Source organism: Microbacterium daqui (assembly GCF_050408675.1).
In the GTDB taxonomy this organism is placed as follows: domain Bacteria; phylum Actinomycetota; class Actinomycetes; order Actinomycetales; family Microbacteriaceae; genus Microbacterium.
On the sequence record NZ_JBNTKF010000034.1, the window covers coordinates 1 to 15,732 of the forward strand.

At 62.5% G+C, this 15,732-nt stretch carries 11 protein-coding genes; 7 read left to right on the forward strand and 4 right to left on the reverse strand.

Translation table 11 applies throughout. The features are described from left to right. Window positions 1–100: 100 nt before the first annotated feature. Together ACQUSY_RS12955 and ACQUSY_RS12960 are read right to left on the reverse strand one after the other, a co-directional pair. Window positions 101–430, reverse strand: coding sequence for a helix-turn-helix domain-containing protein (locus tag ACQUSY_RS12955; RefSeq protein ID WP_428904861.1), 330 nt, complete (start codon window positions 428–430; stop codon window positions 101–103). A gap of 226 nt (window positions 431–656) precedes the next feature. Next, entirely contained in the window at window positions 657–1,472 is an 816-nt protein-coding gene (locus tag ACQUSY_RS12960) for a ParA family protein (RefSeq protein ID WP_428904862.1), read from the reverse strand. A gap of 72 nt (window positions 1,473–1,544) precedes the next feature. Between ACQUSY_RS12960 and ACQUSY_RS12965 the strand changes: the two genes are divergently transcribed. The 3 genes from ACQUSY_RS12965 (at window position 1,545) to def (ending at window position 7,710) form a co-directional block, all read left to right on the forward strand. Continuing rightward, entirely contained in the window at window positions 1,545–4,952 is a 3,408-nt protein-coding gene (locus tag ACQUSY_RS12965; RefSeq protein WP_428904863.1) for a pyruvate carboxylase, read from the forward strand. 66 nt (window positions 4,953–5,018) lie between these two features. Beyond that, the gene (locus ACQUSY_RS12970; protein WP_428904864.1) at window positions 5,019–7,217 is read left to right on the forward strand and encodes a MinD/ParA family ATP-binding protein; all 2,199 of its coding nucleotides are present in this window, start codon (window positions 5,019–5,021) and stop codon (window positions 7,215–7,217) included. Window position 7,218: 1 nt separating this feature from the next. Beyond that, window positions 7,219–7,710 (forward strand): peptide deformylase, encoded by a 492-nt coding sequence (def, locus tag ACQUSY_RS12975; protein WP_428904865.1) that lies wholly within the window; start codon window positions 7,219–7,221, stop codon window positions 7,708–7,710. A 182-nt stretch (window positions 7,711–7,892) separates the two neighbouring features. Here the strand turns inward: def and ACQUSY_RS12980 are convergent, their stop codons facing one another. Further along, a complete protein-coding gene (locus ACQUSY_RS12980; protein ID WP_428904866.1) occupies window positions 7,893–9,719 on the reverse strand; it encodes an AMP-dependent synthetase/ligase in 1,827 nt (608 codons plus the stop codon). A gap of 230 nt (window positions 9,720–9,949) precedes the next feature. Here ACQUSY_RS12980 and ACQUSY_RS12985 point away from each other — a divergent pair, with 230 nt between their 5' ends. From ACQUSY_RS12985 to ACQUSY_RS12995, 3 genes are all read left to right on the forward strand, one after another. Beyond that, a complete protein-coding gene (locus ACQUSY_RS12985; RefSeq protein WP_428904867.1) occupies window positions 9,950–10,912 on the forward strand; it encodes an ROK family protein in 963 nt (320 codons plus the stop codon). Beyond that, window positions 10,909–11,592: a lysophospholipid acyltransferase family protein gene (locus ACQUSY_RS12990; RefSeq protein ID WP_428904868.1), complete on the forward strand. Its 684-nt coding sequence runs from the start codon at window positions 10,909–10,911 to the stop codon at window positions 11,590–11,592. Before ACQUSY_RS12985 ends, ACQUSY_RS12990 begins: the two co-directional genes overlap by 4 nt. Before the next feature lie 78 nt (window positions 11,593–11,670). After that, complete coding sequence (locus ACQUSY_RS12995) at window positions 11,671–13,002, forward strand: class II 3-deoxy-7-phosphoheptulonate synthase (RefSeq protein WP_428904869.1); 1,332 nt, start codon at window positions 11,671–11,673, stop codon at window positions 13,000–13,002. A 69-nt stretch (window positions 13,003–13,071) separates the two neighbouring features. On the opposite strand, the gene pknB is transcribed toward ACQUSY_RS12995, so the two are convergent. Beyond that, window positions 13,072–15,087, reverse strand: a complete 2,016-nt coding sequence (gene pknB / locus ACQUSY_RS13000) for a Stk1 family PASTA domain-containing Ser/Thr kinase (protein ID WP_428904870.1) — start codon at window positions 15,085–15,087, stop codon at window positions 13,072–13,074. 99 nt (window positions 15,088–15,186) lie between these two features. Between pknB and ACQUSY_RS13005 the strand changes: the two genes are divergently transcribed. After that, complete coding sequence (locus ACQUSY_RS13005) at window positions 15,187–15,537, forward strand: Rv2175c family DNA-binding protein (protein WP_428904871.1); 351 nt, start codon at window positions 15,187–15,189, stop codon at window positions 15,535–15,537. Window positions 15,538–15,732: the final 195 nt, after the last annotated feature.

The following is a 15,732-nucleotide window of genomic DNA, read 5'->3' on the forward strand; positions in this document are numbered from 1 at the left end:
GGTCATCGTGATGATGCCTTTCGAGTGGAGGTTAGAGACTTCTCGAAGGATCACACGGTGACCGCGCTTACGTCGTAAGCGACGAGCCGGCCACCGTGGGCTACACCACCTTAAGGGGCACTACTATTCCTTGATGCCAGTCACGTCCCGTCCGCGGGTTGATCCCGACCCGGCGAGCAGCCGCGGTATTACTCAGACCTTCAGCACGCAACCGCGCATACTCGGCCTTCGCAGGATGATCCGCCCGACGATGCCCGCTTCCCGGGCCAGCCTGCGCACGGGCCACGACGCCCGCGGCTCGCAGCCAAGCGGTCACACTGCCACGCTTCGCCCCGACCCGGCGAGCCGCCTCACTCGCATTGCCACACTGATGAAACGCGGTCAGAAACTCGGCCTTCAATCGGCCGATCTCTTCCTTCGAAAAAGACACGGTCGTCGCAACTCCTCAAAACTCGAGGTGTTGCGACGACCGCTAGAACCCGCCTTGGTAGGGGCCTTTATATTGCTCGAAACGCGACGCATGGCGTCATAAGCACTCGCGTGCACGCAAAAGTGAAACAAACCGTAACGCGTGACGTAATCGTCACAATCAATTTGAGCGGTGTTTTTGTGCCGTTTACGGGCGCGACAAGTACCACTGAGCCAGCAGGCGGAACCTACGGGCCGGTGGGCGCGTCGTTAGCGACCGGAATGCGGCCGGCACGAATGATGCGGTCAAGGAGTGCATCGAAGTCGGCTGCCAGCTCCTGCGCCGAGTCGCCGGGCCAGATGTGCAGGGGCTTTGCGGCGCCCTGAGCCTGCTGCAGTGACGTGCGCTCCGGAAGCTGGGGCGACAGCACTAGCGGGCCGAACATGTCACGCAGTTCTTTAATGCGGAACTGGTGCTCGATCGACTGCGGGCGAACGCGGTTCACGACGATACCCAGCGGCTGCAGACGAGGGGAGAGGCCGCGGCGGATCTCTTCAATCGCGCGCAGTGCACGGTCAGCCGCAGCAACCGAGAAAAGCCCTGGTTCCGTCACAACTACGACACGGTCAGAAGCGGCCCATGCGGTACGCGTGAGAGCGTTCAGCGATGGCGCGCAGTCGATGAGAACGAGGTCGTAGTCGGCCTCGATCGTGGCGAGCGCCTCTTCCAGCTTCCAGACGTCGCGCACGCTCGGGTGCGGGCCGTCGAAGTTGATCGCCGAAGGGCTACCAATCAACACGTCAATGGTTCCGGGGTGTACCTTCGCCCACCCGGATGTGGTGATCGCCTGGCGAACCACCTTTTCCTTGGGATTGGCGAGAACATCCGCGATGTTGAGGCGTCCGGCGACCTGGATATCGAGGCCGGTGGAAACGTCGGACTGCGGGTCGAGATCGACTACAAGCGTCCGGATTCCTCGGGCAAATGCGGCCGACGCCAGACCCAGAGTTACGGTCGTCTTGCCGACGCCACCCTTGAGAGAGCTGACAGATAGTACGTGCACAATCAACCACGTTACCTTCCTCTAGGCTGGGGATGCTATTTCCCCCGCTCCAAATCGGAAGTCCGAGGTGCCATGTTCTCCAAGATCCTCGTCGCAAACCGCGGTGAAATCGCGATTCGTGCATTCCGCGCGGCCTTTGAGGCCGGCGCACGAACCGTGGCAGTGTTTCCCTATGAAGACCGCTTCTCCCTCCACCGCCTGAAGGCGGACGAGGCGTACCAGATCGGCGAAGTGGGGCACCCTGTGCGCGCTTACCTCGATGTGGACGAGATTATTCGCGTGGCACTGGAGAGCGGCGCTGACGCTATCTACCCGGGCTACGGATTCCTCTCTGAGAACCCCGACCTCGCTGCGAAGGCAGCCGCAAACGGCATCACCTTCATTGGCCCTCCTGCGAATGTGCTGGAAATGGCTGGCAACAAGGTGACGGCGAAGGAGCACGCGATCGCTGCGGGTGTTCCTGTGTTGCGCTCCACCGATGCTTCGGACGACGTTGACGCGCTCGTCGCGCAGGCCGATGAGATTGGCTTCCCGCTGTTCGCGAAAGCCGTCGCCGGTGGTGGCGGACGAGGCATGCGTCGCGTTGAGACGAAGGCCGAGCTTGCACCGGCGCTGGCTGAGGCGATGCGTGAGGCTGGCAGCGCGTTCGGTGACCCGCGTATGTTCCTCGAGCAGGCCGTGCTGCGTCCGCGTCACGTTGAGGTGCAGATCCTCGCTGACGCCCACGACAACACCGTGCACCTGTTCGAGCGTGACTGCTCGGTGCAGCGCCGCCACCAGAAGGTCGTTGAGATCGCTCCGGCGCCGAACCTTGACGAGAACATTCGCCAAGACCTGCACCGCTACGCCGTGGCCTTTGCTGAGTCGATTGGTTACATCAACGCCGGAACGGTCGAGTTCTTGCTTGAGACGGCTGGTCCGCGTACGGGGGAGGTCGTCTTCATTGAGATGAACCCGCGTATTCAGGTTGAGCACACCGTCACTGAAGAGGTCACCGACGTTGACCTTGTGCAGTCGCAGATCCGCATTGCCGCCGGTGCGACGCTCGATGAACTCGGCCTGCGCCAAGAAGACATTCACTTGCGTGGTGCCGCGCTTCAGTGCCGCATCACGACGGAAGACCCGACCCAGGGCTTCCGCCCTGACACCGGCAAGATCACGACGTACCGTTCGCCGGGTGGCGCCGGTATTCGCCTGGACGGCGGAACCACGGCTGCGGGCTCGCAGATCAGCCCGCACTTCGACTCTATGCTGTCCAAGCTCACGTGCCGTGGCCGTGACTTCCGTGCGGCTGCTTCGCGCGCACGCCGTGCGCTGGCGGAGTTCCGTATTCGTGGTGTCTCCACCAACATTCCGTTCCTGCAGGCCGTTCTTGACGACGAAGACTTCCTGAGCGGCAACCTCTCGACCTCGTTCATCGACGAGCGTCCGGAACTGCTGCGGGGTCGCGAGTCGAAAGACCGTGGCTCCAAGGTGCTCAACTGGCTCGTCGACGTCACCGTCAACAAGCCGAACGGCGACAACCCGATCACGGTCGAGCCGCGCACCAAGCTTCCGGTTCTCGACCTCAAGTCGGACGTGCCGAACGGCTCGCGCCAGAAGCTTCAGGAGCTGGGCCCGAAGGGCTTCGCGGCCGCACTGCGTGAGCAGAACGCCCTCGCCGTTACCGACACGACGTTCCGTGACGCCCACCAGTCGCTCCTCGCCACTCGCGTGCGCACAAAGGATCTGCTGACGGTTGCCCCGTACGAGGCGCGTCTGTTGCCCCAGCTGCTCTCGGTTGAGGCGTGGGGTGGCGCAACGTACGACGTCGCGCTCCGCTTCCTGGGTGAAGACCCGTGGGAGCGTCTGGCGGCGCTGCGCGGAGAGCTGCCGAACATCAACATTCAGATGCTGCTTCGCGGCCGCAACACGGTCGGGTACACGCCGTACCCGACGCAGGTCACCGACGCCTTCGTCGCTGAAGCCGCGGCAACCGGTGTTGATATCTTCCGTATCTTCGATGCGCTGAACGACGTCAACCAGATGCGCCCGGCAATCGAATCGGTGCTCGCAACGAACACCGCGGTGGCTGAAGCAGCTCTTTGCTACACGGGCGACCTGCTGAACCCCAACGAGTCGCTCTACACGCTCGACTACTACCTGCGCCTCGCAGAGCAGATGGTCGGTGCCGGAGCACACATCCTCGCAATCAAGGACATGGCGGGTCTCTTGCGACCCGGTGCGGCTGCGAAGCTCGTAACGGCTCTGCGTGAGAACTTCGACCTTCCGGTGCACGTGCACACGCACGACACCCCGGGTGGCCAGCTGGCGACGCTCCTGGCGGCCGCCGCGGCCGGTGCTGACGCCGTTGACGTCGCATCCGCGCCGATGGCCGGAACCACGAGCCAGCCGTCGATGTCGGCACTTGTCGCGGCGCTGTCGCACACCGAGCGAGACACCGGGCTCGACCTCGACGCTGCTTCGGGTCTCGAGCCGTACTGGGAGGCCGTGCGCCACATGTACCGCCCGTTCGAGTCGGGTCTTCCGGGCCCCACGGGTCGCGTGTACCACCACGAGATTCCCGGCGGTCAGCTCTCGAACCTGCGCCAGCAGGCGATTGCGCTGGGCTTGGCCGATGACTTCGAGCTCATTGAAGACATGTACGCGGCCTCTGACCGTATTCTGGGCCGCGTACCCAAGGTGACGCCGTCGTCGAAGGTTGTCGGTGACCTCGCGCTCTACCTGGCTGCTGTTAAGGCAGATCCGGCAGACTTCGAGGCCAACCCCGAGAAATACGATGTTCCGGACTCCGTCGTCAGCTTCATGGCTGGCGAGCTCGGCGATTTGCCGGGTGGATGGCCCGAGCCGTTCCGCTCCAAGGTGCTTGCTGGCCGTGAAGTGAAGTCGGCGCTGACCGACCTCACCGACGAGCAGTCGGCGGCGCTGAACGCAGACTCGCTGACGCGTCGCAACATGCTCAACGAGCTGCTGTTCCCGGCTCCGACGAAGATCTTCGCTGAGATGCGTGAGAAGTACGGCGACCTGTCGAAGCTCGACACGGCTGACTACCTGTACGGTCTTGCCGAAGGTTCTGAGCACGCGATCGACCTCGACCGCGGTGTGCGTTTGTTCTTCGGTCTGGAGGCCATTGGTGCCGCCGATGACAAGGGTATGCGTACGGTCATGACCACGCTCAACGGCCAGCTTCGCCCCGTCTTCGTACGCGACCGCAGCATCGAGGTCGAGGCTCGTGAAGCGGAGAAGGCTGACACATCAAAGCCTGGTCAGGTGGCAGCTCCGTTCTCCGGTGTCGTCACGATCAAGGCTGCCGTTGGCGATAGGGTTGAGGCCGGTCAGCCGGTGGCGTCGATCGAGGCGATGAAGATGGAAGCGGCCATCACGTCGCCCGTCGCAGGCGTCATCGAGCGCATTGCTATCGGTGCAACACAGCAGGTGGAGGCAGGCGATCTTTTGGTCGTAGTGCGTCCGGCGCATTAGCCTAGTGCGGGCGAGAAATCTCGCAGCAACAGGAGAGTGAACGCAGTGGCGCCTGATCGTAAGAACATGGATTCCAATGAGGAACCGGAAAACGGAGTCCTCGCGGAGTCCAGCGACATCGATACATCGTCGCTCGGCTTCCTCGGCGGCAACACCGCGCAGATCAGTGTGATCTTGCCCGGTACCGCCTCGGATGACGATGACGACTATGTTGACGACGATGCAGACGACGTGCACCTGCTGTTTGATGCCCTTCTCAACCCCGAGATCGCACCGGTGTCGGCCTCCGATGCAGCTGACGTCATCATCGAAACTACGGTTCCGATTGATGACGCGGAGGCCGGCACTGCGATTACCCACGAGCCGCTGGTAGATGAGCCGGTAGCTGAGGTTGCGGCTCCGGAACCAGTGAAAAAGCCCAAGGGGCGCCCCAGCAAAAAGAAGGCGACGGCAAAGCCTGTCGCGACTGTCGTCACCGATGAAGACGTCGTGATCGCAGAGATCGAAGAAACCGATTCGGGCCGCGAGACCGCCCCCGACGTTGACGCAGAAGAGGCCGTACTCGAAGACGACGAAGCTACGGCCGCCGCTGACGCTGAAGCCAAAGCTGCGCGCATTGCTGAGGAAGAGGCCTCGGCTGCTCGCCTCGCCGAGGAAGAAAAAGCTGCCGCTGAGGCTGCTCGCCTCGCCGAGGAAGAAAAAGCTGCCGCTGAGGCTGCTCGTCTTGCCGAGGAAGAAGCGGCGGCTGAAGAGGCACGCCTGGCTGAGGAATACGCCGCGCGCCTGGCTGAAGAAGAAGCGGCAGCTGAAGCTGCTCGTATCGTCGCCGAGGAAGAAGCGGCAGCTGAAGCTGCTCGTATCGCCGCCGAGGAAGAAGCGGCGGCAGAAGCAGCTCGCGTAGCTGAAGAGGAAGCCGAAGCCGCTCGTCTGGCCGAGGAAGAGGCCGATGCCGCCCGCATCGCCGAAGAAGAGGCGGCTGCTGAAGCAGAACGCATTGCCGCACAGGAAGCGGCTGCTGCCGAAGAAGAACGCATCGCCGCAGAAGAAGCCGAAGCCGACGCTGCGCTTCTTGCCGCACCGGACGACGACGCAGCAGACCACGACGATAGCTCAGGCGCTCCCGCTTCGGACGACACCCATGAGACTTTCGCGGCGGATGCTGAAGATGCACCGACCGCTGATGAGAACGACGGAGACGAGGAAGCAACTGTGACCGCCTCAGAGGCACCGACGAAGCGCGACCCGCGCGACCTGGAGCGCGTGAAGACGCGTCAGGAAACTCCGATTACTTCGAAGCGTCTTGACGACCTCAGCTCGGCTTCACGCGAGACGAGCGACCTGCTGACGGCAGACCGTCTGCTTGACCGCTCGCAGCTGGCTAAGCCCGAGCCGGAAGGCGCATGGCGCCACCTGGTCTACTCGATGACCGGCAAGCGCATCAACCTCGGTGACAGCAAGCGCGCTCGCGCCCGCAAGGCGCTGACCGCCCAGATCGCCGCACCCCTCACGGGCGGCAGCCGCTTCGTGCCGATCCTCAGTCGCAAGGGCGGTGTCGGCAAGACGACCGTCACGGCTCTGCTTGGTATGGCGCTGGCTGACGCTCGCGACGACCGCGTTATCGCGGTCGACGCCAACCCCGACCGCGGAACCCTCGCCGAGCGCATTGCCCGCCAGACCACCAAGACGGTTCGTGACCTGGTGCGTGCTCGCGACGACATTCGTGGCTACAACGATATTTCAGACATCGTTGCTCGCGACGAGACGCGTCTTGACGTGCTCGCGAGCGATTCCGACCCGCGCGTCTCCGAAGCATTCAGCGACGACGACTACCGTGCCGTGGCCGACGTCACCGCGCGTTACTACTCGCTCGTGCTTACCGACACCGGAACGGGCATCGTTCACTCCGTCATGGGTGCAACGCTCGACCTCGCTGACCAGCTCATCATTGTTGCGGGTCTGAGCGTTGACGAGGCCAAGCTGGCCTCGGAAACCCTCACATGGCTCGAGACCAACGGCTACGCGCAGCAGGCCCAGAACGCCATCGTGGTGCTGAACCAGGCATCTGTGGGCACCCCGCTGGTGCACCGAAACGAGCTAGAGTCGCACTTCCGCACCCGCGTGCGCGAAGTCGTCAGCATTCCGTACGACACCATGATCGCAACCGGTAGCGCCATTTCGTTCCGCGACCTCCAACCGGAGACGCGCGACGCGGCACGCAAGCTGGCTGCGAAGGTTATTGACGCGCTGCGCAAGCCCACGAACTGACATGGCTGTTCGCGAGATTCGCCTTTACGGCGACCCGGTGCTCACGACGCCGAGCGCGGAGATCACCGACATTGACGACGGCATCCGTGCCCTCGTGCAAGACCTGATCGACACGGTCAAGCTGCCGGGTCGCGCCGGCGTTGCCGCACCGCAGATCGGTGTTAACCTCCGTGCGTTCAGCTACAACATTGATGGTGATGTCGGGTACGTCTTGAACCCGCGAATCGTCGAGCTTCGCGGTGAGCCGCGCCCGACAGGGGAGGGGTGCCTCTCGGTTCCCGGCCTGTGGCACGATGCCCTGCGCAGTGAGTACGCGCGCGTTGAAGGCATCGACCTCGACGGTAACCGCGTTGTCCTCGAAGGCACGGGGCTCATGGCTCAGGCTCTGCAGCACGAGACCGACCACCTCGAGGGCATGGTTTACTTGCGCCGGCTGTCGCCAGAAGACCGGAAGGTCGCGATGAAACAGGTACGCGAAAGCTCCTGGTTCTAGAACTAAAACCTAAAAGAGTAAGGGCCCTCCGAATCTTAGGATTCGGAGGGCCCTTACTCGTCAGCTCAATTAGCCAACGGAGATGTTGCTCGTCGCGACGGGCTCCGAGTACAGCGCTTCAATCTCACCAGCAAAGTCTGCCGTGATGACGTGACGCTTGATCGACATCTTCGGCGTNTCAATTAGCCAACGGAGATGTTGCTCGTCGCGACGGGCTCCGAGTACAGCGCTTCAATCTCACCAGCAAAGTCTGCCGTGATGACGTGACGCTTGATCGACATCTTCGGCGTCAGGTGGCCAGAAGCTTCCGTCCACTCGGTCGGCAGAATAACGAACTTACGAATCGACTCAGCACGCGAAACCGTCTTGTTCGCACGGTCGATCGCGCGCTGCACTTCAGCGCGCACCGTGGCGTTCGTCGCAGCCTCAGCCAGCGACATGGTTCCGCTGAGTCCGTTGTTCTCCAGCCATGTGGGGAGCATTTCCGGGTCCAGCGTCACGAGCGCCGCGATGAACGGACGCTGGTCGCCAACGACGACAACCTGTCCGACGATCGGGTTCGCGCGGATCGGGTCTTCGAGCACGGCCGGCGACACGTTCTTGCCACCTGCGGTGACGAGAATCTCCTTCTTACGGCCGGTGATCGTGAGGAAACCCTCGCTGTCGAACGAGCCGAGGTCGCCGGTCTTGAACCAGCCGTCGTGGAACGCCGCGGCGGTCGCCTCAGGGTTGTTCCAGTACTCCTTGAACACGTTGATGCCGCGAACTTCGATTTCGTTGTCTTCGCCGAGGCGAACACCAACGCCCGGGAGTACGGGGCCCACGGTGCCGATCTTCGACTTGCGAGCCTGGTTGACCGTCGCGGGCGCCGTCGTCTCAGTGAGACCGTAGCCCTCGAGGATCGTGATGCCGAGGCTGTGGAAGAAGTGGCCGAGGCGCGCACCCAGGGGAGCGGAACCAGAAACGGCGTACGCGACGTTGCCACCCATGGCAGCGCGCAGCTTGTCGAAGACCAGCTTGTCGAACAGCTTGAACTTGAGCTTCAAGCCGAACGGAACCTTCTTGCCCTCCTGCAGGAGCGTGGAGTGCTCGATAGCGGCAGCGGCGGCGGCGCGGAAGATCTTGCCCTTGCCACCCGCTTCTGCCTTCTGCTCAGCCGAGTTGTACACCTTCTCAAACACACGCGGAACCGCGAGGAGGAAGGTCGGCTTGAACGATCCGAGCGCGGGAAGCAGGTTGCGCGTGTTGGGCTCGTGACCGGTGCGAACACCAGCGTGAATCGTGAGGATCGAGATGAAACGTGCGAACACGTGTGCCGTCGTAATAAACAGCACGGTCGAGGCGCCGGGCATGTCAAGAACTTCGGCAAGCGACTTGCCGGCGTTGCGGCACAGCTCAACGAAGTTAGCGTGCGTTAGTACGCAGCCCTTCGGCTTGCCGGTCGAGCCCGACGTGTAGATCAGCGTCGCGATGTCGTCAGCATTGGCGATGTTACGACGGCGTTCGATTTCAGCATCGTCAACGCCCTTGCCCTCTTCGACCAGCTTCTGCAGGTCGCCGAGGTGCATCTGCCACGACTTACGAATAAGCGGCAGATCGCCGCGCACCTCATCGAAGCGCGCAAAGTGCTCGGGAGACTCGAGAATCACGGCAACGGCGCCGGAGTCTTCGAGGTTCCACTGGATCTGTGCGGGCGAACTGGTTTCGTAAATCGGAACCATGACGGCGCCTGCGTAGAAGAGGGCAAAGTCAACGAGCGTCCACTCATACGTGGTGCGCGCGGCAAAACCAACCTTGTCGCCCGGCTCAATGCCGTTTGCGACGAAGCCCTTGGAGAGGGCAATCACCTGGTCTTGGAACTCGGCGGCGGTGATATCTCGCCAACCTTCGCCCTCAGGAACGCTAAAGATGGCTCGGTTCGGCGTCTTCTTGACGCGTTCAACGAGTAGATCAGTGATGTTCGCCTGCGGATCGGCGGGGACGATAGCAGGAACTTCGAACTGGACCACGGCAACTCCTTCGGTACCGGATGTGTCGGGCAGATGTGCTCACTTGAGTCTATGGCAGAAAACCCGCTCAACGCTGAAACTGAGTCCGATGATTTTTGAAACTCAGTACGACGCGTGCGTGAGCAAACCGCTCAGTTGTCTATGGTTCCGCCGTATTTTTCTGCGCTGGTGGCGGTGACATATTCCGGTGAGCATGCGTGCTGGTCGATAGACTTTTCGAGCACCCGCGAGTGTCGGAGGCGAGAAAGGGCGTTGTGTTCACGATCGGTATCGATATTGGCGGAACCAAGATTGCCGCTGGGCTGGTGGCGGCGGATGGCTCGCTGCACCGCGCCACGCGCGTCGCGACGTCAACGTCGTCGGATGAGATCGTGGGTGCCGTCGTGCAGCTCGTCAAAGAGCTGAGCGTCGATGCTGACGTGATGGGCGTGGGCGTTGCCGCCGCTGGTTTCGTCGACCACGAAGCCGGAACCATTTCCAGCCCGAACATTGCGTGGCGCGACGAGCCGCTGCGTGACCGCGTGCAGGCGCAGATCGATGTTCCCGTTGTGTTGGAGAACGACGCGAACGCTGCCGGGTGGGCGGAATACCGTTTCGGTGCGGGCCGCGACGTGCAACACATGCTGATGCTCACGATGGGCACCGGAATCGGCGGCGCTGTCGTCGCCGACGGCGCACTGCACCGCGGCGCGACCGGAATGGGAGCTGAGCTTGGCCACGTGCGTTTCGAACGCAACGGCCTGCTGTGCGGCTGTGGCCAGCGCGGTTGCATTGAGCAGTACGCATCGGGCCGCGCGTTGCAACGGGTAGCGAATGAACTTGCTGATGCCGGTGGCATTGGTGTCGTGCTCGCTGAACGGCGGGCACGCGACGGTGAGATTGCGGGGCACACGATTTCTGAACTGGCCCTCGCCGGCGACCGTGGCGCGTTGGAAGCCGTGCGGTCGGTATCCGCGGCGCTCGGTGAGGCCTGCGGATCATTCCACGCCATTCTGGAACCGCAGCGCTATGTCATCGGCGGGGGAGTAGCCGCCCTGGGTGAGCTGGTTCTTGCCCCCATGCGCGAGTCGTTCCTGGTGCACAGCCCGATGCATCAGAAGCCGGTTGACGGTATGTTCCAGATTGCACAGCTTGTGAACGACGCCGGTGTCATCGGAGCCGGCGACCTCGCCCGACAGGAGAACAACAAATGATCTATTGGGTCATGAAGTACATCTTCATCGGGCCGATCGTGAAGGCGATCTGGCGCCCGTGGGTGGTCGGTCGTCGTAACATCCCCAAAAACGGTGGCGCGATTCTGGCGTCGAACCACCTCTCGTTTGCCGACTCCATCTTCCTCCCGCTCATGATTGATCGCCCGGTTAGCTTCCTTGCCAAGAGCGATTACTTCACGGGTAAGGGTGTCAAGGGCTTCCTCACGAGACTCTTCTTTAAGGGCACCGGGCAGCTGCCGATTGACCGCTCTGGCGGTAAGGCGTCGGAAGCTTCGCTCAACACGGGCCTGCGCGTTCTCGGTCGCGGTGACCTCCTCGGCATTTACCCCGAAGGCACGCGGAGCCCTGACGGTACGCTCTACCGCGGTCGCACCGGTATCGCGCGCATGGCGCTGGAGGCGAAGGTTCCAGTCATTCCGGTCGTCATGGTTGATACCGACACCATGATGCCGATCGGTCAGCGGCTCCCGCGCGTCGTGCGTGTCGGTGTTGTCATCGGTGAGCCATTAGATTTCTCGCGCTTTGAGGGCATGGAGTCTGACCGCTACATTCTGCGCTCGGTGACCGACGAGATCATGATTGCGCTCCAGCAGCTGGGTGAGCAGAAGTACGAAGACGTCTACGCGTCGACGGTCAAAGACCGACTTCAAGCGAATTAAGACACCTCGTCACGCCCGGGGTGGTCGCGCGGCGTCACACTGTGCCTCGCAACGTACCAGCGGTCATAGGATGGAACCATGCCCGCAGTAGACCTCGATTCCTGGCGTTCACTCCCTATCAAGCAGCAGCCGCAGTGGCCTGACGCCGAGAAGGTAGCGGAGGCCTCGCGTAAGCTTTCGGCCTTCCCGCCGCTCGTGTTTGCGGGTGAGGTTGACATGCTCCGTGAGCGTCTCGCCTCGGCCGCCGCCGGCAAGGCATTCTTGCTTCAGGGTGGTGACTGCGCTGAGACGTTCGCCGGCGCGAACGCTGACAACATCCGCAACCGCATTAAGACGATTCTGCAGATGGCCGTCGTACTCACGTACGGCGCTTCCATGCCCGTCATCAAGATGGGCCGTATGGCCGGTCAGTTTGCGAAGCCGCGTTCGAGCGACTTCGAAACCCGTGGCGACGTCACGCTGCCCGCATACCGCGGCGACATCGTCAACGGCTACGACTTCACCGAGGCATCGCGCACCGCAGACCCCGACCGTCTGCTGCAGGGCTACCACATGGCCGCTTCGACGCTGAACCTGATTCGTGCGTTCACGCAGGGTGGTTTCGCCGACCTCCGCGAGGTTCACAAGTGGAACCAGGGCTTCGCGTCGAACCCCGCCAACCAGCGCTACGAAGGCCTGGCCGCCGAGATCGACCGCGCCATTAAGTTCATGGAGGCTGCTGGCGCAGACTTCGATGAGCTGCGCAACGTCGAGTTCTACACCGGCCACGAGGGCCTGCTTATGGACTACGAGCGTCCGATGACGCGCATCGACTCCCGCACCGGAACCCCGTACAATACGTCGGGTCACTTCCAGTGGATCGGTGAGCGCACGCGCGAGCTCGATGGTGCTCACGTCGACTACTTCTCCAAGATTCGTAACCCCATTGGTGTGAAGCTGGGCCCGACCACGACTCCGGAGACAGCGCTCGCGCTGATTGACAAGCTTGACCCCGAGCGTGAGCCCGGTCGCCTGACCTTCATCACCCGCATGGGTGCCGGCAAGATCCGTGACGCACTGCCCCCGCTGCTCGAAGCCGTCAAGGCTTCTGGCGCCACGCCGCTGTGGGTCACCGACCCGATGCACGGCAACGGCATCACCACGCCCACCGGCTACAAGACGCGTCGCTTCGACGATGTCGTCGACGAGGTTCGTGGCTTCTTCGACGCACACCGCGCCGTTGGTACGCACCCGGGTGGTATCCACGTTGAGCTCACCGGTGACGACGTCACGGAGTGTCTCGGTGGTTCCGAGCAGCTTGACGAGGCTTCGCTCGCAACGCGCTATGAGTCGCTGTGCGACCCGCGCCTGAACCACATGCAGTCGCTCGAGCTGGCCTTCCTGGTCGCTGAAGAGCTCGAGAAGCGCTAACGCATTCGAGTAAGGGCCCCGTTGCGAGACGGGGCCCTTACTCGTTGTCTGGGTGCAGTGGCTCGTGCGTTAGATGACGAGTTTGACCTGCAGGTAGATCGTGGTGCCCGGGAGATAGGACTGACCCGATTCAATCGCCTGACCACCGGAGTCGCCGAGTCGCATACCCGTGACCTCGAGGTTGTCGCCGCTGATGATGCTGATCGAGGCGTAGTCGACGTTGAAGCCAGCGTTGCGCAGGATGTTCTCCGCGTCGGTGCGGGAAGCGCCGATGATGCCAGACGGCACCGTAATGGGCTCGGGGCCGAGGGATACCGTGAGTGCGACTTCGGCGCCGGGGCGGTATATGCCGTCTTCCTGGTTGTTCGACATCGCGACAATGTTGCCTTCGGCGACGTCGTTGGAGTACGTCTCGGTGACCGTGCCGACGGTCATTTGTTGGTCTGTGATCGCTTTGCGGGCATCTTCGAGGTTGGTCGGCGTTGATACAAGATCGACCACCGGTCCGAGTGAAACCCAAATGCGGGCCGTGTCACCGGCGAAAGCCGTGCAGGTATCACCGCACTGGAAGTAGTCCGTCTCGCCGCCGCCACGCGGGTAGATGACCATCCAAATCACTTCGCCGGCAGCCTTTTCGGCGTTGTATTCGGTGTCGATCTTGTCGGCCGGCAACGCAATGCCGAGCTCTTTCAGTGTTGCGGTGATGCTCTCTTGCGTTTGCCCAGCCGTCGTCGGAACCGATACTTGCTGCGGTCCGGTGGAAACAACCAGCGTCACGACGCTGTCTTTCTTTACCGAGGTTCCGGCTTTCGGATCAGAAGAAATAACGGAACCAGGGGCAATGTCAAGGCTCGGAGCCTCCGTACGCTTCGCGACAAGGTTGGTATCGGCAAGCCGGGCGCTCGCCGTCTCATACGTTTCACCGACGACCGCGGGAACGGCAACATTGGAGCCGGGGCCGGAACCAAAGAACCAGCCCGCACCGCCAGCGGCGACCGCCAGAATGAGGACGAGCAAGAGCGCGACGACGCTGCGACGACGGCGACGCACGGTCACGCGACGCAAGCGTGTGGCGTTGTCAGCAGCCACGGCCGGGGGAGCCGTCGGCCCGGTGGCGTTCAATCCCAGCGACATCGCGCCGGTGACGGGCAATACCGATGTGTGACCGCCGGTGTCGTACTCGTCGAGAATCACGGTCTGGTTCGTGAAGGGCTCATCGTCGGTGACTGCGGGCGCGATGCCGAGCTCGCGCTCAATCTCACGCAGTTGATCCAACATCACCTGGGCGTCGAGCGGACGAGCGTCCGGCTCTTTCTCCGTTGCCCACAGCACCAGCTCATCCAGCTGTTCCGGAACACCCGGGTTCTTCGCACTCGGACGCGGCACCGAATCGGTCGCGTGCTGGAACGCAATCTGCATCGGCTGCTCACCGCGGTACGGCTGCTCGCCAGCAAGCATTTCGTACAGCATGATGCCGAGCGAGTAGATGTCGCTGCGGGCGTCAGCCGTGCCGCGCGTGACGAGCTCCGGTGCCAAATAGGCAATCGTTCCCATCAGCTGAGCACCGCTCGCAGTATTGGCGGTGGTCGCACGCGCGAGACCGAAGTCACCGATCTTGATGCGGCCGTCTTCAGCAAGCAGAACGTTCTCGGGCTTAACGTCGCGGTGCACAATGTCGGCACGGTGAGCGGCGGCGAGACCGGAAAGAATCGCGTCCATGACCGTGATCGTCTGAGCGATCGACAGCCGGCGCTGCTCCTTGAGGAGCTCACGCAACGTGATGCCGGGGAGGTACTCCATCACGAGGTAGGCGAGCTCGCCGTCTTGGCCCTGGTCAAACACGTTGACAACGTGCGGGTCAGCAAGGCGGGCAGCCGCGCGGGCCTCCTGAATGAACCGCCCCTGGAACACAGTGTCGTCACTGAGGTGCGCGTGCATCACCTTGAGAGCGACGCGCCGTTCGAGTCGCAAGTCGGTCGCGACATACACCGTAGCCATACCGCCGCGGGCAATTCGTGCGCGTACCCGGTACCTGCCATCGACAAGCCGCCCGATGAGCGGGTCGTTCGGCTGGGTAGGACTCACGAATCGAGTCTACGAAGACCGACGCTGAGAACTTGGCAACGGCGCACCATAGGAAAGGAGAATCTGCAATCTACCAGCGAGAGGTGACATAGTTGAGGGGTGAATACAGAGATCACGTCCCCTGTTGAAACTGACTGGCTTACGGTCCCTGACCTCGTCGAGATGCTTGGCGAATCGGTCGGCCGCATTCACCGTCTGCTTGACGAAAACTACCTCATTGGCAGTCGCCGCACCGGTGCACTCGCGGTTCCCGCGGTGTTCCTGGTTGATAACGAGCCGCTGTCGTCGCTTCGCGGCACCATCATCGTGCTGAAAGACCTGGGCTTTTCCAACGATGAGGTCATCGACTGGCTGCTCAACACTGAACCGCTGATTGGCCAAGCGCCGATAACCTCGCTGCGTCAGGGCCGTAAGTCTGAGGTGCGTCGCATCGCGCGCACCCTGATCTAAAGCCCCTTGGTTCCGTCTTTCGCATCTCTTCTGGTTGCGGACGACGGAACTACGGCGTGCGCCCGCTAGATGTACTGACCCGGATCGTTGTTGACGTAGGAGAGACCTCCGTAGTCGAGTTGGAGCTGTCTAGGTTCCCTCGAGTCCACGGAGGTCTCTCGTGTCTCACGCTAATGCCCGGCTGGCTCCGGCTGG